The sequence below is a fragment of the Enterobacter sp. 118C5 genome (genome assembly GCF_034107645.1).
Taxonomy (GTDB): Bacteria; Pseudomonadota; Gammaproteobacteria; order Enterobacterales; family Enterobacteriaceae; genus Enterobacter; species Enterobacter nematophilus.
Genome location: NZ_JAWNEU010000004.1, coordinates 216,843 through 238,837 on the forward strand (window position 1 = coordinate 216,843; position 21,995 = coordinate 238,837).

Consider the following 21,995-nt stretch of genomic DNA (forward strand, 5'->3'; position numbering starts at 1 on the left):
AGTGTGATCGGAATCACAATATTTGCTTTTTATAACTCATACGCCCCGGTTATCCATTTACTGGTATAATGGCGGGCTTGCGTATCAATGCCTGGAATTAATTCATTCGCATTGATAGATTTTCATTAAAATCATATGGTTAGCAATATGAAACATACTGTTGAAGTGATGATCCCGGAAGCCGAGATCAAAGCGCGTATCGCCGAACTGGGTCGTCAAATCACCGAACATTACAAGGACAGCGGCAGCGAAATGGTGCTGGTCGGTCTGCTGCGTGGCTCTTTCATGTTCATGGCGGACCTGTGCCGTGAAGTGCAGGTGCCACACGAGGTCGATTTTATGACCGCCTCCAGCTACGGCAGCGGCATGTCCACAACCCGTGATGTGAAAATCCTGAAAGATCTGGATGAAGATATTCGTGGCAAAGATGTGTTGATCGTTGAGGACATCATCGACTCCGGCAACACCCTTTCAAAAGTGCGCGAGATCCTGAGCCTGCGCGAGCCGAAGTCGCTGGCGATTTGTACGCTGCTGGATAAACCGGAGCGTCGTGAAGTGCAGGTACCGGTGGAGTTCGTGGGCTTCTCCATCCCGGACGAGTTCGTGGTGGGCTACGGCATTGATTACGCGCAGCGCTATCGTCATCTGCCGTATGTTGGGAAAGTGGTATTGCTGGACGAGTAATTGCGGGCTGATGCCCTCACCCCAGCCCTCTCCCACGGGGAGAGGGTGAAAACCCCCGGTTTTATTTATGGTTCACATGCTTAAGCTTGAGGTTGGCAATCCCCGAACGGTAACGCTGCTCCAGCGTTTCGCGGTTGGTGGCGGTGACTTCCAGATTGCGCAGCAGGCCATCGTGAATACCGTACGCCCAGCCGTGAATTGACACCTTCTGCCCGCGCTTCCACGCCGACTGCATGATGGTCGAATGCCCAAGGTTATATACCTGCTCCATCACGTTGAGCTCGCACAGGGTGTCCATGCGTCTCTCCTGCGGCATTTCGCCGAGCAGTGAACTATGTTTGAACCAGATATCGCGAATGTGCAGAAGCCAGTTATCAATTAATCCCAGCTCCGGGTTTTCAACCGCCGCCTGCACGCCGCCGCAGCCGTAGTGGCCGCAAATAATGATGTGCTCGACTTCCAGAACGTCAACGGCATACTGAACCACGGAAAGGCAGTTGAGATCGGTATGAATTACCAGGTTGGCGACGTTGCGGTGAACAAACAGTTCGCCTGGCTCAAGGCCGGTCAGGCGCTCGGCAGGTACGCGGCTGTCTGAACAGCCAATCCAGAGAAAGCGCGGGTTCTGGGCTTGTGCGAGTTTTCCAAAAAATCCGGGGTCTTCCTCCACCAGCATTTTTGACCATAGTGCATTGTTGCTAATGAGTGTATCTATGTCGTTCATGGAGGTTAGCGACCTGTAACCGAGTAATTGCGTTGCGCTACTATAGGGTAACCCGACTTTTAATGAAACCACACAACGTGTGTAAGAACTGAAGGTAAGTTAAATTCATGGCAATTGCACTGGAGCTTGAGCAGCTTAAAAAAACCTATCCGGGTGGCGTTCAGGCGCTACGCGGGATAGATCTAAAAGTAGAGGCCGGGGATTTTTACGCGCTTCTGGGGCCGAACGGGGCGGGGAAATCCACCACCATCGGGATCATCAGCTCGCTGGTGAACAAAACCTCCGGCCGCGTCAGCGTGTTCGGATACGATCTGCAAAAAGATGTGGTGAATGCCAAGCGCCAGCTGGGGCTGGTACCGCAGGAGTTCAACTTCAACCCGTTTGAAACGGTGCAGCAGATCGTCGTGAACCAGGCGGGGTATTACGGCGTTGAGCGTAAAGAGGCGCTGGAGCGCAGCGAAAAGTACCTGAAACAGCTCGACCTGTGGGAAAAGCGTAATGAGCGTGCGCGCATGTTGTCCGGTGGGATGAAGCGCCGCCTGATGATTGCCCGCGCGCTGATGCATGAGCCGAAGCTGCTGATCCTCGATGAACCGACCGCGGGCGTGGATATCGAACTGCGTCGTTCCATGTGGGGCTTCCTGAAGGATCTCAACGACAAAGGCACCACCATCATTTTGACCACCCACTACCTTGAAGAGGCGGAAATGCTGTGCCGCAACATCGGCATCATTCAGCACGGCGAGCTGGTGGAAAACACCTCGATGAAGGATCTGCTCTCCAAGCTGAAATCCGAAACCTTTATTCTCGATCTGGCGGCAAAAAGCCCGCTGCCGAAGCTTGAAGGGTACCAGTATCGCCTGGTGGATACCTCGACGCTGGAAGTGGAAGTGCTGCGCGAGCAGGGGATCAACAGCGTGTTCTCCCAACTGAGCGCGCAGGGGATTCAGGTTTTAAGCATGCGTAACAAAGCGAACCGACTGGAAGAGCTGTTTGTCTCTCTGGTGCAGGATAAACAAGGAGACAAGGCATGACGCATCTTTACTGGGTCGCGCTGAAAAGTATCTGGGCGAAAGAGATTAACCGCTTTATGCGTATCTGGGTGCAAACCCTGGTACCGCCGGTCATCACCATGACGCTCTATTTCATCATCTTCGGTAACCTGATCGGTTCCCGCATTGGTGAGATGCACGGTTTTACCTATATGCAGTTTATCGTGCCGGGCCTGATCATGATGGCGGTGATCACCAACGCCTACGCGAACGTAGCCTCGTCGTTCTTCAGCGCTAAGTTCCAGCGCAACATTGAAGAGCTGCTGGTGGCGCCGGTGCCGACGCACGTCATTATCGCCGGTTACGTGGGCGGCGGCGTGGCGCGCGGTCTGTGCGTGGGGATCCTGGTCACGGCGATTTCATTGTTCTTCGTCCCGTTCCAGGTTCACTCGTGGCTGTTCGTGGCGCTGACACTGCTGCTGACGGCAATTCTGTTCTCGCTGGCCGGTCTGCTGAATGCGGTGTTCGCCAAGACGTTTGACGACATCAGCCTGATCCCGACCTTCGTGCTGACGCCGCTGACCTATCTTGGCGGGGTGTTCTACTCCCTGACGCTGCTGCCGCCGTTCTGGCAGGCGCTGTCGCACCTGAACCCGATTGTCTACATGATCAGCGGCTTCCGCTTTGGCTTCCTTGGCATTACCGATGTTCCGCTGTTTACCACGGTAGCGGTGCTGGTGGTGTTTATCATCGCCTTCTACCTGCTGTGCTGGTACCTGATCCAGCGCGGGCGCGGTCTGCGTAGCTAACCCTCTGCCCGGCGACGCTCTGGTTGCCGGGCACTTTCTTTGACGGTTATCACCGTAAGCAAACCTTCACTCCGCTAAACTACTTGCCTGCTAAGGAGAGAGTTATGCTGGGATGGGTTATCACCTGCCACGATGAACAGGCGCAGGATATGCTGGACACGCTTGAAGCCAAATTTGGACCGCTAGCGCAATGCCGGGCGGTAAACTATTGGCGTGGGCTCAGCACCAACATGCTCAGCCGGATGATGTGCGATGCCCTGCATGAAACGGACACCGGTGATGGCGTGATTTTTCTTACCGATAAATCCGGTGCTGCGCCTTACCGGGCCGCGGCGCTGCTGAGCCACAAGCATAATAATTGTGAAGTGATCTCCGGTATCAGCCTGCCTTTACTCGAAACCCTGTATCCTTTTCGCGCCTCATTAAGCAGTGCTGAATTTCGAAATACCATTGTGGCGCAGGGATCGCCGGAAGTGAGCAGCCTGTGGCATCAGCAGCAGAAGAACCCGCCTTTCGTTCTGCTTCACGATCTGTATAAGCATTAAACATTGGTATTGATGTCGCTTTTGCTACAATAGCGACTGATTTCCCGTGTCGATTTATATCCTATGTTCATGCGCGTTATCTTTCTCCTTTTGCTGCTGGTTTCCGGCGGGGCGTCTGCCAGCCTGATAAGTCAGCAAGGGCTTCCTGCTCAATATATGCAAACCACTGAGGATGCGGCCATCTGGGCTCAGGTGGGGAACTCCGTGGTTAACGTGGGCAATATCCGCGCCGGGCAGATCCTCGCGGTCTTTCCCGCCGCGGCGGATTATTATGAATTTCGCTTCGGATTCAGCACGGGATTTATCGATAAAGAGCATCTGGAGAAAGTGCAGGGCAAGCAGCGCGTTGAGGACAGCCTGGGCGATCTGAACAAGCCGCTCAGTAACCAGAACCTCATCACCTGGAAAGATACGCCCGTCTATAACGCGCCCAGCAGCGGAAGCGCGCCCTTTGGCACCCTTAGCGCCAACCTGCGTTATCCCATTCTGAACAAACTTAAAGACCGTCTGAATCAGACCTGGTATCAGATCCGCATCGGCAACCGCCTGGCGTGGATCAGCAGCCTGGATGCGCAGGAAGATAACGGCATTCCGGTTCTGACCTACCACCATATCCTGCGCGATGAGGAGAACACCCGTTTTCGTCATACCTCTACCACCACCAGCGTGCGCGCGTTCAGCAACCAGATGACCTGGCTTCGAGACCAGGGTTACACCACGCTGACGATGTACCAGCTGGAAGGTTACGTGCGTAACAGGATGAACCTGCCCGCGAAGGCTGTGGTGATTACCTTTGACGACGGCCTGAAGTCGGTGAGCCGGTACGCGTATCCTGTGTTGAAAGAGTACGGCTTCAACGCGACGGCGTTTATCATTTCGTCACGAATAAAAGGCCATCCGCAAAAGTGGGACCCGAAATCGCTGCAGTTTATGAGCGTTCAGGAAATCAAAGGCATTCAGGACGTGTTCGACATTCAGTCGCACACTCACTTCCTGCACCGCGTGGACGGGTATAAACATCCGATCTTACTGAGCCGCAGCTATCACGTGATCCTGTTTGATTTTGAGCGTTCCCGCCGCGCGCTGGCGCAGTTCAACCCGCGCGTGCTGTATCTTTCGTATCCGTTCGGCGGCTATGACAATAAAGCGATCAAGGCGGCGAACGATGCCGGTTTTCATCTGGCGGTGACGACGGTGAAAGGGAAGGTGAAGCCGGGGGATAATCCGTTCTTACTGAAACGCCTGTATATTTTAAGAACGGATTCGCTGGAGACCATGTCGCGGCTGATCAGCAATCAGCCGCAGGGGTAGGTTAGTAGTAATTTATCGAGAAGGTCGCAACGCCTTTATAATTACCGGCTGTAAGTGGTTCGTTATAGTTTCTGCCCATATCAGCCATAAATGGTAAATTTACCGATGAGTTCGTACCTACCTGGTACCAATTATCTGAATCGTCACGGAATCCCTCAAGCGATGTGTATGCATAGGCACCGTCGTTAACCACCAGTCCCGAAGTTGGCTCTGTTGTAAACCGTGCCCAAAGTGATATTTGAAGTCCTTTAGCTGCATTGGAAGTCAGTGTATTTCCAAGCTGACTTTTATCACTGCCTGTAACGGCAGCGCTCACTTTGAGCTTAACGGCACCAACGTTATTACAGCCCTGAAGTTGTAGGTTGAAAGCCTTGGATGGGAAAAAACCTGTCCTGATAGAAGAGAACATCGCTTCGCCGAAGTCGACGTTATTTGTGCCGTTGTTAACGGTTGCGACCTTACAGGTGGAGGCTGATACCGGAATACTGAAACTCGACGTGGTGACATCGAAATACCAGGGCTTGTTGTTAGTGTCGGTATGGTTACCGATTGACATCCCCCCAATGCGTGCAGAGGCTTTAGGGGTAATTTTCGTTGCGCCATTCATGTTGCCCGTAAACTCACCGTTGTTCTGGTAGAGCTTAATCTGAATTTTCCAGTTATGGCTTACATTCGGCGCATGAACGCCCAGCGATTCCCATCTTCCAAGGGTGGGTGAGAACCAGGCTCCGGGGTTATTATCGCTGTAGACCCGCACCGCATAATAAATTCCCGTTATATTCGTCGGCCACACAGCGGTATCGTTATCAGCACCTTTATTATCGTAGGTGATGTTTTCCATCGTGTCGCCATCGTCACCGGGATCGCATTCGGACCAAAGTGCAGGCGTGAGGGAGGCGTCATACACCTCACCAATCTCCATCATGCCTACATATCCTGCGAACGTGTTGAAATAGACCGGCGTACCTGAGGAACCGTTGATAATGGTCGACGAACCGCCTTCGCCATAAGCGCCAAAGTGACATTCACTTGCCAGAGAAGCACTGGCGTAAGTCAAAAATAGGAGTGCCGTCATCATCTTTATAATGACGTGGCCATGCTGATATCCCTTTTTATTCATGAGTAATTTCCTTTTCTACTCTATTTATAGGTTGCGTTAACGATAACTCTGCTTGTGACTTTACCTGCCGTGACCGTACCGGTATTTTGCAGGCGCGCGTAGAATGGGTATTCTTTTGCCCAGTCATCGGTATTGGTATCAAGCGCAACGCTGGAGGTTCCATCCGAATTTAAGACGTTGGTATTCAATGCTTTTGAAAAAATGACCACGCCCGTGTTATCCGCACCGCCTTCAGCCACGCTGGTCTCGTTAATAAAGACCTGGTGAGATCCCGTTGGCCAAATTTTACTTTGCGGCTGAAAGCTAAAAATAAGCTTTGTGATGGCTTCAGCACCACCCGCGCACTCTTTCACTTTTACCTTAAACTCGGTGCCTGATGCAGCATCCGTTGGTTGCAGTCGTGTGCTGCCGTCTGAATTATAAAACCATGATTTTCCCACCGTCGGTAAATGCACTTTACCGTCACCGGAAATGGATACCTGACATGTGTTTTCAATAATGTTGGCATTAAGCGTAATATCCATGCCTGGTTCTTCTGCCAGGCATGGGGCAGACCAATGCCAACTGAGTAGCCCTGCCAAGAGAGTGAATCTTTTCAGGCTATTATTTTTTATATTTCGCAACATGGCTGCCCCGTCTACTTTACTTACTGATAAGTTACAACAAAGGTGACTGGTGCACTGACGTTACCTGTCGTGACATTGCTGATGGTCTTTCCTTTCGCAATGACAATACGGGCAGCTAAGTCCATCGTTCCTGTGCCACTGCTGATGGTGACGTTTTGCTTCGTGGTTGTTTTACAGCTTAAGAGCGTGCCGCTGCCTGCTGTTCCTTTCCAGACCTCAAATGCCGCTGCATTACCTGCATCGAAAGAGTCGCCATCTTTTGCATCGCCCGAACAGTTACCGCCCGTACCTTTTGTTGTCTCTACTGAAGCAGATTTAACGCCAGCGCAGCCGCTAAAGGCAATTTTGAAAGGTTCACTGCGACTTTGCGCCGTCAGGTCAGATTTATACACGTCGCCAAAAGCCAGCGTGCTGATCGCGGTGCCGGCAGCGTTTTGTACCTGCGCCGTACATGTGCCAACTTCTACCGTTGAGGTAAACGTTCCTGATACGCTTGTGGTGCCGGTAATGGCGCTGGCCGCGCTGGTAAACATGCCGGCAGAAACAGCCAGAGCAATCAATGTGGAGGATGTCATTTTCATTAGTGCGTTTCCTTCCGCTTATTCGTAGACAAAGTTAAAAGTTGCCGTGGCGCTAAAATTACCCGCTGTTGCTTTCCCTGTCTGGGTTTCGACCAGACGAGCAATAAGAGGAACCTCTTTGCCGCTAATTTCTGAGGTTGTCCAGACCAGACGTTTTGTATCGTCAGTCGAGTTGATTACAAAAGGCGCATCCGGTGCGGAGACACGGGCGATACTGACGCCCAGATAATCTGATGCAGAAGAAGTTGCGGCGTTGACTATGACGGTATCGACATAACCCGATGCAGTGCCGGTGATCGTCGTTTTTAGCGCAGCAAGGCTGCTCGGGCACTCAGTAATTTTCAGCTTGAACTGGGTGCTGGCAGCATCTGAGCCACTCATAATATCACCCAGGTTGGTTTTCCCGCCCGTACCGATTGGAATGGTATTGTTGGTGCCATTACCCGTACCCCCTTCGATTTTCATGTCACAGGTGGTTTCACGCAGTGAGGCTGTGAAGCTGACGTCAAGATCGACAGCCTGCGCTGGCGACTGCAATGTCATGATCAGCAATGCGCTGAGCGGTGCGAGTGATAAAACTTTCTTCATTAAAATAACTCCCTGTATAAAAAAAATTACATTTGGCATGTTTGATTGTTAAGCAGCGTGGTCAGCCCGACTTTCTGAGCGGATGGCGTAATGTGATAATTAACGGTGCATGAGCTGCCTGCCTCACTCCCCCAAACCACACGCAATTTACCGCTCTCCTCTACACCACGGACATAGGCCTGACCCGCCTGACCGACGGAGCCGACAGATTCACCTTTTTCGTTAAGCACATCTGCTCCGAGTGGAATAAAGCTATTATCTGAACGATGCAGTTCGAGCAGCAGTGAACGACCCTGATCGGTCTCAAAATCGACGCGAAGAATGGCCCCGCTACGAGGCACAGCCACCGTACTGGTACTTTTGACTTCAACGTCCGCGTCCATTTCTGAAATATCAATACCCACCGTGTTTTCACGGTATGCGGTGAGATAAGGCATGATGGCATAGCCAGAACTACCGATGACGCCATCACCAATGCTAAGATGCGCGCCCTTGGCGCCCGGTGCGTTTACCAGCGCCAACGTATCCGTATCGCCAATACTGCCTGGCGCAAGCGTAATGCCGCCGGAGTGGACCAGCATGCCGCCGCTGTAGCTCAATGAATACTGGCGACTGTTGTCATCGCTCGCTGATGCTGAAAGGCTCAACGGCCCATACTGGCTGTTGTAGCTGCCGTAACCGCCAATTTGATTCAGGTCTCCGCTGTCAGAGTGGTTAGTGCTGGCGTTCACGCTGTAGTTAAAGCGATAGTCTTCTGAGTTGCCGTTTGCACTGGTATTGAATGTCGTGCTGTCTTTAAAGTCAGAGTTCACGCTCATATTGACGCTTGAGAAGCCGCCCGGGTGTTTGTTATTACCCAGCAGATTCTCCAGCGGGATGTTCAGGCTTAAATAAAGGCTGTCATCCTTCTCGCCGTATTCGTCATAGCTTCGCTGCAGTGAGATACTGTAACTACCTAGCCAGAACGAGTTGTTGTAGCCCATGGAATACTGTGATGTTGAGCTCGACTCCGTCCAGTAATCCTGCCAGCTTCCGTTAACGTACAGAGAGCCGTAATCATCCTTACCGACGGTAAGCGGCTGACTTACGTTAACCTGAACCTGGTTTTTCATACGCTGGAAACGGTTATAGACGTCTTCACTCGTGTGATCTGGGTTACGTGAGGTATCCCGGTATTTAATATCCTCTGAAAGAGAGGCTGCGTCGTTCAGCGTCAGGTAATCTTCCGTCGAGAAGCGATAGGCCGCGACGTTGAATGAGGTGTTGGTATCACTCAGTAACTTACTCCAGGAAAGACGATAACTTTGCCCGGTCAGTCTTCCCACTCCGTCTACATCGGCATCAGAATGGGTGACGTCAAGTGCAAACGCACCTATTCCCGTGTTCATGGCAATACCCAGCAGGCCAGATAAATAATCTGTGTCCATATACTGCATCCCGGCGTAGCCGGTGAAGGTATTGCTCAGGCCATAATAGCCAGTAAGATAAGCAACGCGTGGTTTGTCTTTCAGACCATTGTCATTAAGCTCGCCAGCGCCAATGTCCCAACGTCCATAGCCGGGGCGCAGCATTTGGCTCACCGAAGAGTAAGGCACAGAGAAATTACGCTGGCTACCATCAGACTCTTCGATAGTGACGATCAGATCGCTGCCGTAACCGGTGGTGCTGAGGTCGTCGATCTCAAATGCGCCAGGCGGTACGGTGCTTTCATAAATCTTGTTGCCATTTTGGGATATGGTCACTTTTGCGTTAGTTTTTGCAACGCCGCGGATGGTTGGGGCATAGGTCGAGACACCGCCTGGCAGCATACGGTCGTCGTTGTACATACGCACACCACGCAGGTTGATGGCGTTAAATGTGTCGCCACGGGTATAGGAATCCCCTAACAACAGCTGAGCGCGCAGAGCAGTAACATCACGCTGAAGGTAGGCTTCCTGGCTGCTATAGTCAGTGCCTTCATCCTCAGACCAGTTGAGGGTGCCGCGAGAGCGTAAACGCCACGGCCCCATATTCAGCCCATACTTCAGGCCCGCATAGGCAGTATCTTCTGAACCGTAGGCACTATCTGAATGCCACGCGTTAAGATCATAAGAAAGTATGCCCGCGGTGATACCATCCTCCCAAAGAGAAGGATCAACATAACCACCCGGGTGGCGCTCAACATAAATCTGAGGCACGCTAAGGCTCAGCTCCTGCGTGCTCGCATCGAAGTCCCATGAAGAACCAGACAGTTGGTCATTGAGTGATACGCAGATTTCATGGCCATCTTCTTCTTTGCTAAGGGCGTCTTTTAAAGGCTCAGCTTTGATGCCAACTTGCAGCAAAATTTTAGGCGTAAAGCAAGGTGTGGCACGTGTTGTACCGTTTTCTTTAAAGGTAAACTCCGTCAACAGTTTCTTCTGGCCGTTAAGCAATATCTGCGTTTTAAAGGTGCCAGGCACCACGGGGTTCCCGCGAGAAAAGCGGCTTACGTCGATATTCGTCCCTGTGTTAAACAGAAACTGATCGTTGAATTCAACCTCTTCATTAGAAGAGGTTGAAGCTGAAGCATCGGCAGCCAGGGCCGATGTTTGCAAGGCTGCGCAAATGGCAAGGCAAAGAAAAGATGGGCGAAGAAACATTGCTATCACTAGTCCGTTAGCTGCGAAAGTTGGTTGCTGTTATTTATTTAATTTATTTGCGCTTCATGCGGCTCTGAACCACCAAAGTCATTGATTGTGTTGTACATGACTTTGGAAATACGTGCGCTTGCAGCTTCTTTTACCTGATAGGTCTGGCTGTCAAATGGCGCAATATAATGAGGTTCAATATTAATTTTTTTACCGCCGACGGTGGCCTCTAATTTCGCTAATGACACGTAATAAGGCGAATCATTACGGGCAATTAACGACGCATTACTTTGTGTCCATTTCAGCTGGCCAGCAGCAATAGAGGCATCTCCGGTCAGACCTTTAGGACGGAAGAACATTTTTATGCGGGTACGGAATGCCAGCTGCAATAAGTTTTGCGCATCACCGCCTTTCGCTTTTGGTGGAATTTCAAGCACGTTGAACCAGTAAAGGGATTCTCTGTCTTTCGGCATAGGTTGGCCCAGCCAGGTAATACGAACCGTCTGACCTTTTGCCGCGTCAACGCGTGAAACAGGTGGTGTTACAATAAAAGGAAGTTTTAATTCTTGCGGGTTAACTTCGTCACGGCCATCATCAAGCCAGGTCTGTACCAGCAGGGGTTTGTTACCCCTGTTTTCCATTTTTACCGTCACATCTTTTGCGGTCTCAGGGTAAATAACCCGAGTGCCAGAAATAACGATATCCGCTAACGCGGAATAAGAAAAACAGCAAGTGGTGCTCAATAACAGAGCAGCAAGAGTTTTTTTTAACGGGCGCATAATATTCATCCTTAAACAAAATATGCGCCCACCTCATCCGTGAGCGCATGTATTAATTAATCAATTGATTATTTGTAGCTCATGGTGAAGGTAACGTTGCTGCTGACCTTACCAGAAGAAACATCATTGGTGCCTTTTGCCCAGTCTGCGCTTGGAACGTAAGCAACGCGGTAAGCCAGGGTGCCTTCGCCAGCAGTCAGAGTAGCTTCCTGAGTGTCGTTACCTGGCTGACCGATCAGAACGCGATCGGAGCTTGCAGAAGTGTTGTTATAGAGCGCCAGGCTAACGTTGTCAGCGTGACCCGCTACAGTTGGGTCAGCTTTCAGAGTACCGTTGGTCAGTTCAGCGAACTGCTGAGAGGAGAAGGTCGCCGTCGCTTTGGTCAGGGTATCCGGGCACTCGCTCAGGTGAAGTTCGAACTCTTTAGAACCAACACCTTTATCAACAGTGGTGCCTTCAACATCAGATACTTTTACAACTGGCAGGGTAACGGTAACGTTGTTTGCTTCTACGCCGTTATTGGTCGTAACAACGCAGGTGGTATCCGTTACTGCGCCATCAAAGGTAATTAGGCCAACATCCGCAGCCATTACTGATACAGAACCCATTGCCATTACAGCTACAGCAGTAGCCAGAATAGTTTTCTTAAACATATCTTTAACATCCATTTATTCGTTATTAGAAAAAAGCCTAAATTTTCGCGCTTAGAGATAAAGCGAGGTGAATATAATATTGTTTTTATGGAAAATATATTAAGAAGTGCTTGAATGATTTTGTAGTTTAACTGAAGTTATTTTTGATGATGTTGAAGGTAATTAGTCTTGCGGAAAATCTCTTTAATATCAGCTAGTAATTTAGTGCGATGTTCGATTTGTCTGAATGAAGTGTGGTTTTGTTAGTAAACATTACGCAAAAAATAATTGTGAGTGAAACGATATTTGCTCATGAATTTTTATGCGTATTTTATTCTGATGTATTTGGTGAGGATATGATTCACGTTGGAAAAAAGCAAGGTAAGGGGTTGTTTAATACGGGAAGCGAATGATTAATAGAGATATGTTTCTGAATGTAAGTTAAATTAATGTGGGAGGGATATAATTCATGTGAATTGTTGGGCTGAATAAATTATCCAGCCCTATAGAGATTCAGGCAACCTGAACTGGAATCGCCTTCGCAGTGCGCTTCATGTCGTTGTCGCCTTCAAAATAGGCCACTTTTGGCTGCCAGCGACGCGCTTCTTCGTCAGACATCATCACGAAGCTGGCGATGATCACGATATCACCCACGTCAGCGCAGTGCGCCGCCGCACCGTTAACGGAGATGATTTTGGACCCGCGCTCGGCGGCGATGGCGTAGGTAGAGAAGCGTTTGCCGTTGTTCACGTTCCAGATATCAATCGCTTCGTTTTCAAGAATACCCGCCGCGTCGAGGAAATCCTGGTCAATGGCGCAGGAGCCTTCATAGTGCAGGTCGGCCTGGGTGACTTTCACACGGTGAAGCTTACCTTGCAGCATTTTGCGAATCATTACGTTTACCTTTAATTATCCAGGGTGAAGAACTACGCCAGCTCAACCACTTTATTGTCGATAAGGCGTGCCTGGCCGAGCCATGCCGCCACCAGAATCACCGCGCGTTTGCTGGTCTGCGTCAGTTCAAGCAGGGTATCAGCGTCGCGGATTTGAATATCGTCAGCGCGGAAGCCTTTGTCGTTCAGCGCCTGCTCTGCAAGGGAGACGATCTCTTCTGCCGCCAGCTCTTTCGCCAGCAGCTGTTCCGCCATGGCGTTCATGACCTTGCTTAAGCCCGGCGCGATCTTGCGCTGGTCAGCGGTCAGGTAGCCGTTGCGCGAGCTGAGCGCCAGACCGTCTTTCGCACGCACAATCGGTACGCCGACGATCTCAATATCGTAACCCATGTCAGCAACCATCTTGCGAATCAACGCCAGCTGCTGGAAATCTTTCTCACCGAAGCAGGCAACGTCCGGCTGCACCAGGTTAAACAGCTTGCTGACGATGGTGGAGACGCCGCGGAAGTGGCCCGGACGGCTTGCTCCTTCCAGCATGGTAGAAATGCCGGGGACATCAACGTACGTCGCTTCGTCGGTGCCCTGCGGGTAGATATCCGCCGGGGCCGGTGAGAAGACGATGTCTGCGTGGCGCTTTTTAAGCTTCTCGCAATCTTCCTGCAGGGTGCGCGGATAGCGCGCCAGATCGTCGGCGCGGTCAAACTGCATTGGGTTAACGAAGATACTGACCACCACGATATCTGCGCGGGCTTTTGCTTCGTCCACCAGCTTCATATGGCCGTCATGCAGGTTACCCATGGTCGGGACCAGTGCGATACGTTTACCTTCCTGACGCGCGCGACGAATATGCTGGCGAAGCAGCGGCAGGGTTTCAATGATTAGCACAACGAGACTCCTTAATGGAAACTGTGTTCTTCACCCGGGTAAACACCGGATTCAACGTCGGCAATATACTGCCTGACCGCAGCGCGCATGTCGCCCGCTTCAGTGAGGAAATTTTTGGCAAATTTCGGGATATGCCCGCCGGTAATACCAAAGGCGTCGTGCATCACCAGAATCTGACCGTCAGTGACATTGCCGGCGCCAATACCAATCACCGGAATGGAGAGCGCGTCGGTGATGCGTTTCGCCAGCTCAACCGGCACGCACTCCAGCACCAGCAGCTGTGCGCCGGCGGCTTCCAGCGCCAGGGCATCCTCAAACAGCGTCTGCGCTGCGTCGCCGCGGCCCTGCACCTTATACCCGCCAAAGATGTTGACGGACTGCGGGGTCAGGCCCAAATGACCGCACACCGGCACGGCGCGTTCGGTGAGCATTTTCACCGTCTCCACCAGCCAGGCGCCACCCTCAATTTTGACCATGTTAGCGCCCGCGCGCATCACCGCCGCCGCGTTTTCAAATGCCTGCTCTGGCGTGGCGTAGGCCATAAACGGCAGGTCGGAAAGCAGAAGGCAGGTCGGCGCACCGCGGCGTACCGCACGGGTGTGATATGCAATATCTTCGACCGTGACCGGCAGGGTGGAATCATGTCCTTGTACCGTCATCCCTAACGAATCTCCGACCAGCATGACGTTGATACCCTCTTCAGCAAACAGTTTTGCGAAGCTGTAGTCATACGCGGTGATGGTGGCGAAGCGTTTTTTTTCCTGTTTGCATTTCTGCAGTAAGGAGATGGTGGTTGGTTTCATACTGTTTCCTGATAGCCCAAAAGCGAATCTTTGCGCATTCTAACAGTAACATTCGAGGGAACAATGATTTTAGGCAACCGATTAACCACAATTATTCTGAGGTCAACCGGTGAGGGAAGAGGCTCACCAGCGAGCGGGTCTTTCCGCGCCGAGGTTGTCCAGAACGGCCTTGAGCGGGATGCCTTCCGGGAAGGTGAGTTCGGGCGCCACTTCAAAGAGCGGCCAGAGCATAAAGCCGCGGTTTTTCATGTCGTAATGCGGTACGGTGAGGCGTTCAGTGTTAATCACCTCGTGACCGAACAGCATAATATCGAGGTCGAGCGTCCGCGGCCCCCAGCGTTCGGCTTTGCGCACGCGACCCTGCTGCATTTCAATGCGCTGAGTGTTGTCCAGCAGCGTTTCGGCATCGAGGGATGTTTCCAGCACCACGGCGGCGTTCAGATAATCAGGCTGATCCTGCGGGCCGAGCGGCGGCGTGCGGTAAAACGAGGAGACCGCCACGATCCGGCTTTGCGGGATCTCGTCCAGCGCCTGTACGGCAGCGTTAACCTGCTCCAGCGGAGAGGCTAAATTACTGCCGATGGCGATATACGCGAGTGTCATGCCGTACCTTCACGACGCGGCGCGCGTTTGCGCGGACGACGATGACGGCGACGCGGGGCTGGCTCTTCATCCAGCCCGGTCAGCATATCTTTTTGCTCCGGCGGGGCGGAAACCTGGAATTCAGCCCACCACTGCGCCAGGCGCTGCAGCTCCTGATTGCGTTCAGTTTCCGCACGCAGCGACAGCAGGTCGAAGGCGGCGCGGAACTTTGGATGCTCCATCAGCTTCCAGGCACGTTTGCCCTGGCGGCGGGACATGCGCAGCTGAAGCTGCCAGATGTCGCGCACCAGCGTGGTAATACGTTTCGGGATTGCCAGCGTGCGGCACCCTTCGTCCAGCACGTCGTTTGCGGCCAGCGCGAAGGCATCGTAATAGGCGAGGCCGCTCTCCTGAGTGATTCTCTGAGCCGTTTCCAGCAGCGGATACCAGAACATTGCCGCAAACAGGAACGCCGGGTTCACGCGCATATCGTTATGGATGCGGTTGTCGGTATTTTTCAGCACCTGCGCAATCATGCGCTCCATTGGGCTGTCACCATTTTCGGTGAAGTAGCGGGTAATGGTCGGGAACAGCGGCTGGAACAGGTTGTATTCGCGCAGCAGATTGTAGGTTTCAAACCCGTAGCCGGCCTGCAAAAGCTTCAGCGCCTCTTCAAACAGGCGGGCAGGCGGCACGTCGTTAATCAGCGTCGCCAGACGTGGGATCGGCTCTGCGGTTTCCGGGCTGATGCGCATGTTCAGCTTGGCGGCAAAACGCACGGCGCGCAGCATGCGCACCGGATCTTCGCGATAGCGCGTTTCCGGCGTGCCGATCAGGCGGATCAGACCCTCTTTCAGGTCCTGCATGCCGCCGACGTAATCGCGCACGGTGAAATCCGCCACGCTGTAATAAAGGCTGTTGATGGTGAAGTCGCGGCGTTGGGCATCTTCTTCGATAGAGCCGAAGATATTGTCGCGCAGCAGCATGCCGTTCTGGCCGCGCTGTGACGTGGTGCGATCGGATGCGCCCGCTTCGTGGTGGCCGCGGAAGGTCGCCACTTCGATGATTTCCGGCCCAAACATCACGTGAGCCAGACGGAAACGGCGGCCAACGAGACGACAGTTACGGAATAATTTACGCACCTGCTCGGGCGTGGCGCTGGTCGTCACGTCGAAATCTTTCGGTTTTTTGCCCAGCAGTAAATCACGCACCCCACCGCCAACGAGATAGGCCTCGTAGCCCGCTTTATTCAGACGATAGAGCACCTTGAGGGCATTTTCACTGATATCTTTGCGGGAAATATTGTGCTGCTCACGCGGAATAACCGACATGTGTGGCTGTGCAATAGCGTCGTTCGCCATGCTCTCTTCGCGGCTTAGCACTTTACGGCAAAAATTAGCGACTCGGGTAAAAATGGTACACCTCGTAGTGTGTTTTGTTATGAAAAAAGCGGCTAATCATAGCTCAGCGCAACGCATTTGAGAATGCTGGATTTTTGGCACTGCCGCGAGCGTCCAGTTGGCAACGGCCATTTTCAGCAGTTCGTCAATGCGCAGATCCTGCCATTCGTTGGTTACATTCTGGTTGAGAAATCGCAGCGCGTCGATCAAAACAGGACGCGGATCGCCGTCTGGCAGGGCAGGGGCGTGGTTTTGCTTGGAGAGCTTAACGCCCTGCGCATTGACCGCCAGCGGCAGATGAATGTAATCCGGTGCCGTCCAGCCAAACTGATGATAAAGCGAGATTTGCCGTACGGTCGGCTCGACCAGGTCCGCCCCGCGCACAATTTCCGTGACGCCCTGGAAACGATCGTCGACGACCACCGCCAGGTTATACGCAAACAGACCATCACGACGATGAATAATAAAATCTTCACATGCCAGACGTTCTTCCGCCTGAATCTCACCGGAGAGCCGATCGTGGAAGCGGGTGACTGGCGCACGCTGTAGCAAGCGTACGGCGGCATTTTCCGGGGGAAGATTCAGCGTGCGGCAGTGACCATCATAAACCCCTCCCACGCCCTGAATACGCGCGCGGGTGCAGGTGCAGTTATAAGAGAGCCCCTGAGCGCTGAGCCAGGCCAGGCGTTCCCGATAGGCTTCATGACGCTGTGACTGCCACAGAACGTCGCCGTCCCAGTGAAGACCGTAATGTTCCAGCTGACGCAGAATGGTGTCTGCAGCACCGGGAACTTCACGCGGAGGGTCAATATCTTCGATGCGGACGAGCCATTTGCCCTGACTGGCGCGAGCCTGCAGGTAGCTGCCGAGCGCGGCAATTAATGAGCCGAAGTGTAATTCACCGGAAGGAGATGGCGCGAAGCGCCCAATATAGTGTGATTCAGACATATCAACAGTAACAAGGCGGGAGAGACTCCCGCCTTTGGAGTGTATTAACAGCGCTGGCGTTAGCCGGCCATCTGTTTTTCGCGGATTTCGGCCAGCGTTTTACAGTCGATGCACAGATCGGCGGTTGGACGCGCTTCCAGGCGACGAATACCGATTTCAACACCGCAGGATTCGCAGTAGCCAAAATCTTCGTCTTCGACTTTTTTCAGCGTTTTCTCGATCTTTTTGATCAGTTTGCGTTCGCGGTCACGGTTACGCAGTTCGAGGCTGAACTCTTCTTCCTGAGCGGCACGGTCTACCGGATCCGGGAAGTTAGCAGCTTCATCCTGCATATGCGAAACGGTGCGATCCACTTCATCCCTGAGTTGATTACGCCATGCTTCAAGAATACGCTTGAAGTGCGACAGCTGGGCTTCGTTCATATACTCTTCGCCCGGCTTCTCTTGATACGGCTCCACCCCAGCGATGGCGAGAATACTCAGGGACGATGTTTTACGGTTTTGCCCTTCTTGCATGTTGCTTCTCCTTAACACGCACTATCGATCCCCGTGTTGGGGGAAAAATCAGGTCGCTATAAATAGCAGATGCTTTTCCGTATGGCAATTATCTAAACGTAACACTTGACAAGCCTGTGAGGAAAAGCGTATTTGCGCACGCGGCCAGAACACTTATTCATCAATCGTCTAATCCCTTATAAGACAATGGGAAGAGACGATCTCAGAGTCATATTATCGGCAGAAAGTTCCGCTTTATAAGCTAAAACCTCTACCCCCTGCTTTTGTGCCTCATTCAACAGTTGTGCGTATTTAGGATCGATATGGCGGGCAGGGGAAAACCGTTCAATCGCTGTATGCAACACCGCAAACAGCAATACGGCGCGTTTGCCCGCCGCCGCAACACTCATTAGCTCTCGCAGATGCTTCTGCCCGCGTAGCGTTACCGCATCCGGAAAGAAGCCATTTTCCTGTTCCGCTAACGTCACTGATTTTACTTCAATATAGCACTCAGGCCGGTCTTCCGCCTGTAACATGAAGTCAATTCTGCTGCCTTCATCGCCATATTTCACTTCTGTTTTATGCGTACCGTAACCCACCAGTTCGGGAATGGCGCCATTAGTCAGCGCTTCCTTAACCAGCTGATTTGCACGCAGGGTATTAACACAAATAAACGCCCCGTTTTGCGTTTCGGTTATTTCCCAGGTATGGGGATATTTGCGTTTAGTATTTTCTGAAGTGGAATACCAGACCGTGTCACCCGGCGCGGCGCATCCGGTCATGGCGCCGGTGTTGGGGCAGTGCAGGGTAAGCTCTTCGCCTTCCGGCGTCACCACGTCCGCGAGGAAGCGTTTGTAGCGTTGGATCAGCGTGGCGGACTGGAGTGCAGGACTAAACTTCATCAGAATTCCTTGTGGTGTCGCCCAGCGTCCAGCGCTGTAGCGGCTTGTAGCGGGTGCGTCCCTGTGCAAAGACGGATTCATAAAGCGCGAATTCATTAACCGGAAAAGCCCAGTGAAAACCCGGCGGCGGAATGGCAACGGCCTGACCGGCATCGCGCAGCAACGTGATGTGCGGATGAAACGGCTGCGGGCTCTGGTAACAGCCGCTGCGCGCTGCCTGCGCGCGCAGCATATTGGCGAGCTGTAACAACCCGCGCGGCGGCTGGCGCGTGCCCAGCCAGACCACGCGCGAACGCAGCCACTGACCCGCGTCGTCGAGATGCAGCGTGAACGGTGGCTGAGAAATTCGCCCGGCCATGGCGGCTAATGCCCGCTGTTTTTCGGCGCTCACGTCACCCAAAAAGGCCAGCGTCAGGTGCAGGTTAGCCGCCGCAACGGGCCGGCCCGCTTCCGGCGGAAAATGTTCCGCGCGCCAGCGAACGATTTGCCGCTGTAGGGTGGTGGGCAATTCAATGGCAAAAAACAGCCGTTTCGACTCAGACATACGGGGGACTCGGTAATGATATGCGCCGATGCTACAATGTACGCCGACTAATGTTAACCCTCTGGAGCTGTTAGTGTCCTCATTGCCGGTCGCCGTCGTCCTTCCTGAGCTTCTCGCTGCCTTACAACATGCCCCGCAGGTTTTGCTTAACGCGCCTACGGGGGCGGGTAAATCTACCTGGCTGCCGTTGCAGATCCTCAAAGAGGGGAAGATTGCCGGAAAAATCATCCTGCTGGAGCCGCGCAGGCTGGCCGCGCGCAACGTAGCGCAGCGCCTGGCAGAACTGCTGAATGAAAAACCGGGCGAAACGGTAGGCTACCGGATGCGCGCCGAAACCTGCGTCGGCCCGTCCACGCGTCTTGAGGTGGTCACCGAGGGCATTCTCACCCGCATGCTGCAAAACGACCCGGAGCTGACCGGCGTCGGGCTGGTGATTCTGGATGAATTCCACGAGCGCAGCCTGCAGGCCGATCTGGCCCTCGCGCTGTTGCTCGACGTTCAGCAGGGGCTGCGCGACGATCTGCGGCTGCTGATTATGTCGGCGACGCTGGATAACGAGCGGCTACGACAGGTATTACCCGATGCGCCGGTCATCAGCTCAGAAGGGCGGGCATTTCCTGTTGAGCGGCGCTATCAGTCGCTTCCTGCTCATCAGCGCTTTGACGAAGCGGTGGCTGTTGCCACTGCTGACCTTCTTCGCCAGGAGCCCGGTTCGCTGCTGCTGTTTTTGCCCGGCGTGGGGGAGATTCAGCGCGTGCAGGAGCAGCTGGCCTCCAGGGTGGGCAGTGACGTACTGCTTTGCCCGCTCTATGGCGCCCTGCCGTTGACCGAGCAGCGTAAAGCCATCCTTCCCGCCCCGGCGGGGCAGCGTAAAGTGGTGCTGGCAACCAACATTGCCGAAACCAGTTTGACCATCGAAGGCATTCGCCTGGTGGTGGATAGCGCGCAGGAGAGGGTGGCGAGCTTTGATCCGCGCACCGGGCTGACGAAACTGCTGACGCAGCGCGTCAGCCAGGCGTCAATGGTGCAGCGCGCGGGCCGTGCGGGGCGTCTTGAGCCGGGAATTTGCCTGCATTTGACCAGCGCGGAGCAGGCTGAACGCGCGGCACAGCAAAGCACGCCTGAGATTTTACAAAGCGATCTCTCCGGGCTGGTGATGGATCTCCTGCAGTGGGGCTGCCCGAACCCTGAACAGCTCACCTGGCTTAATCCGCCGCCTGTCGTGAATCTCGCCGCCGCGCGCAGCCTGCTAACCCAGCTTGGCGCGCTGGAAGGTGAACGTCTGACGGCGCGCGGTCAGAAAATGGCGGCGCTGGGCAACGATCCGCGTCTGGCGGCGATGCTGGTTGTCGCGCAGGGCGAAGATGAAATTGCCACGGCGGCGAAACTGGCGGCTATTCTTGAGGAGCCGCCGCGTGGAGGCAGCAGCGATCTGGGGCAGGCGTTTTCGCGCAATCAGGGAAACTGGCAGCAGCGGGCGCAGCAGCTGTGCAAACGCCTGAACTGCCGGGGCGGTTCACCCGACGGCGATAAGATTGCCTCCCTGCTGGCGCTGGCCTTCCCGGACAGGATTGCGCGCCGCCGCGGGCTGGATGGTCGCTACCAGCTGGCAAACGGCATGGGGGCGATGCTGGACAGCGATGATGCCCTGACGCGGCATGAATGGCTGATCGCGCCGCTCCTGCTGCAGGGCAGCCAGTCTCCTGATGCCCGTATCTTACAGGCGATTGCCGCGGACATAGATGCCCTGACGCGTACCTGCCCGCACCTGCTCCAGCAATCGGACATCGTGGAATGGGATGAGGCCCAGGGGACGCTAAAGGCGTTTCGGCGTAGCCAGATTGGCAAACTGATCCTCGGGACGAAACCGCTGGCGAAGCCGTCGGAAGAAGAGTTACACCAGGCAATGCTGAACGGCATTCGGGAAAAAGGGCTGGGCGTGCTGAACTGGACGCCGGAAGCCGAACAGTATCGCATTCGTCTGCACTGCGCCGCGAAGTGGCTACCGGAATATAGCTGGCCAGCGGTGGATGATGAGACGCTGCTGGCCACGCTGGAGCACTGGTTACTGCCACAAATGAGCGGCGTGCACTCTCTGCGGGCCCTTAAGGCGCTTGATGTTAAGACCGCGTTACAGAATTTACTGGACTGGTCATTACGTCAACGTCTGGATAGTGAGCTTCCTGGGCATTACACTGTGCCCACCGGGAGCCGGATTGCCATTCGTTATCATGAGGATAATCCTCCGGCGCTGGCGGTTCGGATGCAGGAGATGTTTGGTGAGGCAACCACGCCGTCTATTGCGGAAGGGCGGGTGCCGTTGGTGCTTGAGCTGCTCTCGCCTGCGCATCGCCCGTTGCAGATCACCCGCGATCTGGGGGCGTTCTGGGCGGGAAGCTACCGTGAAGTGCAGAAAGAGATGAAAGGGCGCTACCCCAAACACGTCTGGCCGGACGATCCGGCGAATACGGCGCCAACGCGGCGCACGAAGAAGTATTCGTGAAAGGGGAGTGCGGCTAGATGAGTGCGGTCTGATGCCCTCAC

Annotated in this window: 23 protein-coding genes; 6 read left to right on the forward strand and 17 right to left on the reverse strand. The window is 53.7% G+C overall.

Annotated features, from left to right (window positions below; genetic code table 11):
- Window positions 1-147: 147 nt before the first annotated feature.
- A complete protein-coding gene (gene hpt, locus UTO39_RS10740) occupies window positions 148-684 on the forward strand; it encodes a hypoxanthine phosphoribosyltransferase (RefSeq protein WP_032644976.1) in 537 nt (178 codons plus the stop codon).
- 61 nt (window positions 685-745) lie between these two features.
- On the opposite strand, the gene can is transcribed toward hpt, so the two are convergent.
- Window positions 746-1,408, reverse strand: a complete 663-nt coding sequence (gene can, locus UTO39_RS10745; RefSeq protein ID WP_014882586.1) for a carbonate dehydratase — start codon at window positions 1,406-1,408, stop codon at window positions 746-748.
- 107 nt (window positions 1,409-1,515) lie between these two features.
- On the opposite strand from can, the gene UTO39_RS10750 reads away from it, so the two are divergent.
- The 4 genes from UTO39_RS10750 (at window position 1,516) to UTO39_RS10765 (ending at window position 5,065) form a co-directional block, all read left to right on the forward strand.
- Complete coding sequence (locus tag UTO39_RS10750; RefSeq protein ID WP_028015540.1) at window positions 1,516-2,442, forward strand: ABC transporter ATP-binding protein; 927 nt, start codon at window positions 1,516-1,518, stop codon at window positions 2,440-2,442.
- Window positions 2,439-3,209, forward strand: coding sequence for an ABC transporter permease (locus UTO39_RS10755; RefSeq protein ID WP_023334536.1), 771 nt, complete (start codon window positions 2,439-2,441; stop codon window positions 3,207-3,209). The genes UTO39_RS10750 and UTO39_RS10755 overlap by 4 nt, the downstream gene beginning before the upstream one ends.
- A gap of 104 nt (window positions 3,210-3,313) precedes the next feature.
- Window positions 3,314-3,754 carry a PTS sugar transporter subunit IIA gene (locus UTO39_RS10760; RefSeq protein WP_061099200.1) on the forward strand — a complete coding sequence of 147 codons (441 nt, stop codon included), beginning with the start codon at window positions 3,314-3,316 and terminating at the stop codon, window positions 3,752-3,754.
- Between the two features lie 63 nt (window positions 3,755-3,817).
- Window positions 3,818-5,065 (forward strand): polysaccharide deacetylase family protein, encoded by a 1,248-nt coding sequence (locus UTO39_RS10765; protein ID WP_320727150.1) that lies wholly within the window; start codon window positions 3,818-3,820, stop codon window positions 5,063-5,065.
- 1 nt (window position 5,066) lies between these two features.
- On the opposite strand, the gene UTO39_RS10770 is transcribed toward UTO39_RS10765, so the two are convergent.
- The 16 genes from UTO39_RS10770 to thpR all read right to left on the reverse strand — a co-directional run bounded on the left by UTO39_RS10770 (window position 5,067) and on the right by thpR (window position 19,451).
- The gene (locus tag UTO39_RS10770) at window positions 5,067-6,185 is read right to left on the reverse strand and encodes a fimbrial protein (RefSeq protein WP_151413507.1); all 1,119 of its coding nucleotides are present in this window, start codon (window positions 6,183-6,185) and stop codon (window positions 5,067-5,069) included.
- A gap of 20 nt (window positions 6,186-6,205) precedes the next feature.
- On the reverse strand, window positions 6,206-6,811 hold the full coding sequence (locus UTO39_RS10775; RefSeq protein ID WP_320727151.1) for a fimbrial-like protein: 606 nt from the start codon (window positions 6,809-6,811) through the stop codon (window positions 6,206-6,208).
- Between the two features lie 20 nt (window positions 6,812-6,831).
- Window positions 6,832-7,386 (reverse strand): fimbrial protein, encoded by a 555-nt coding sequence (locus tag UTO39_RS10780; RefSeq protein WP_407065107.1) that lies wholly within the window; start codon window positions 7,384-7,386, stop codon window positions 6,832-6,834.
- Between the two features lie 24 nt (window positions 7,387-7,410).
- A complete protein-coding gene (locus UTO39_RS10785; RefSeq protein WP_151413510.1) occupies window positions 7,411-7,980 on the reverse strand; it encodes a fimbrial protein in 570 nt (189 codons plus the stop codon).
- Between the two features lie 26 nt (window positions 7,981-8,006).
- Window positions 8,007-10,601 (reverse strand): outer membrane usher protein, encoded by a 2,595-nt coding sequence (locus UTO39_RS10790; RefSeq protein WP_320727153.1) that lies wholly within the window; start codon window positions 10,599-10,601, stop codon window positions 8,007-8,009.
- A gap of 47 nt (window positions 10,602-10,648) precedes the next feature.
- Window positions 10,649-11,377, reverse strand: a complete 729-nt coding sequence (locus tag UTO39_RS10795) for a fimbrial chaperone (RefSeq protein WP_407065106.1) — start codon at window positions 11,375-11,377, stop codon at window positions 10,649-10,651.
- A 59-nt stretch (window positions 11,378-11,436) separates the two neighbouring features.
- Window positions 11,437-12,021, reverse strand: coding sequence for a fimbrial protein (locus UTO39_RS10800; protein WP_320727174.1), 585 nt, complete (start codon window positions 12,019-12,021; stop codon window positions 11,437-11,439).
- A gap of 492 nt (window positions 12,022-12,513) precedes the next feature.
- Window positions 12,514-12,894: an aspartate 1-decarboxylase gene (gene panD / locus UTO39_RS10805; RefSeq protein ID WP_006810068.1), complete on the reverse strand. Its 381-nt coding sequence runs from the start codon at window positions 12,892-12,894 to the stop codon at window positions 12,514-12,516.
- Window positions 12,895-12,926: 32 nt separating this feature from the next.
- Complete coding sequence (gene panC, locus UTO39_RS10810; protein ID WP_061099193.1) at window positions 12,927-13,778, reverse strand: pantoate--beta-alanine ligase; 852 nt, start codon at window positions 13,776-13,778, stop codon at window positions 12,927-12,929.
- An 11-nt stretch (window positions 13,779-13,789) separates the two neighbouring features.
- Window positions 13,790-14,581, reverse strand: a complete 792-nt coding sequence (panB, locus tag UTO39_RS10815) for a 3-methyl-2-oxobutanoate hydroxymethyltransferase (RefSeq protein ID WP_061099192.1) — start codon at window positions 14,579-14,581, stop codon at window positions 13,790-13,792.
- Window positions 14,582-14,704: 123 nt separating this feature from the next.
- Window positions 14,705-15,184, reverse strand: a complete 480-nt coding sequence (folK, locus tag UTO39_RS10820) for a 2-amino-4-hydroxy-6-hydroxymethyldihydropteridine diphosphokinase (RefSeq protein ID WP_320727155.1) — start codon at window positions 15,182-15,184, stop codon at window positions 14,705-14,707.
- Window positions 15,181-16,578, reverse strand: coding sequence for a polynucleotide adenylyltransferase PcnB (gene pcnB, locus UTO39_RS10825; RefSeq protein ID WP_320727175.1), 1,398 nt, complete (start codon window positions 16,576-16,578; stop codon window positions 15,181-15,183). The genes folK and pcnB overlap by 4 nt, the downstream gene beginning before the upstream one ends.
- A gap of 42 nt (window positions 16,579-16,620) precedes the next feature.
- Window positions 16,621-17,511 (reverse strand): tRNA glutamyl-Q(34) synthetase GluQRS, encoded by an 891-nt coding sequence (gluQRS, locus tag UTO39_RS10830; RefSeq protein WP_061099189.1) that lies wholly within the window; start codon window positions 17,509-17,511, stop codon window positions 16,621-16,623.
- Window positions 17,512-17,570: 59 nt separating this feature from the next.
- Window positions 17,571-18,026: an RNA polymerase-binding protein DksA gene (dksA, locus tag UTO39_RS10835; protein WP_013095632.1), complete on the reverse strand. Its 456-nt coding sequence runs from the start codon at window positions 18,024-18,026 to the stop codon at window positions 17,571-17,573.
- A gap of 176 nt (window positions 18,027-18,202) precedes the next feature.
- Window positions 18,203-18,907: a DNA/RNA nuclease SfsA gene (sfsA, locus tag UTO39_RS10840; protein ID WP_045259482.1), complete on the reverse strand. Its 705-nt coding sequence runs from the start codon at window positions 18,905-18,907 to the stop codon at window positions 18,203-18,205.
- Window positions 18,897-19,451, reverse strand: a complete 555-nt coding sequence (gene thpR / locus UTO39_RS10845) for an RNA 2',3'-cyclic phosphodiesterase (protein WP_061099187.1) — start codon at window positions 19,449-19,451, stop codon at window positions 18,897-18,899. The genes sfsA and thpR overlap by 11 nt, the downstream gene beginning before the upstream one ends.
- Window positions 19,452-19,524: 73 nt before the next feature.
- On the opposite strand from thpR, the gene hrpB reads away from it, so the two are divergent.
- Window positions 19,525-21,954 (forward strand): ATP-dependent helicase HrpB, encoded by a 2,430-nt coding sequence (gene hrpB, locus UTO39_RS10850; RefSeq protein WP_320727156.1) that lies wholly within the window; start codon window positions 19,525-19,527, stop codon window positions 21,952-21,954.
- Window positions 21,955-21,995: the final 41 nt, after the last annotated feature.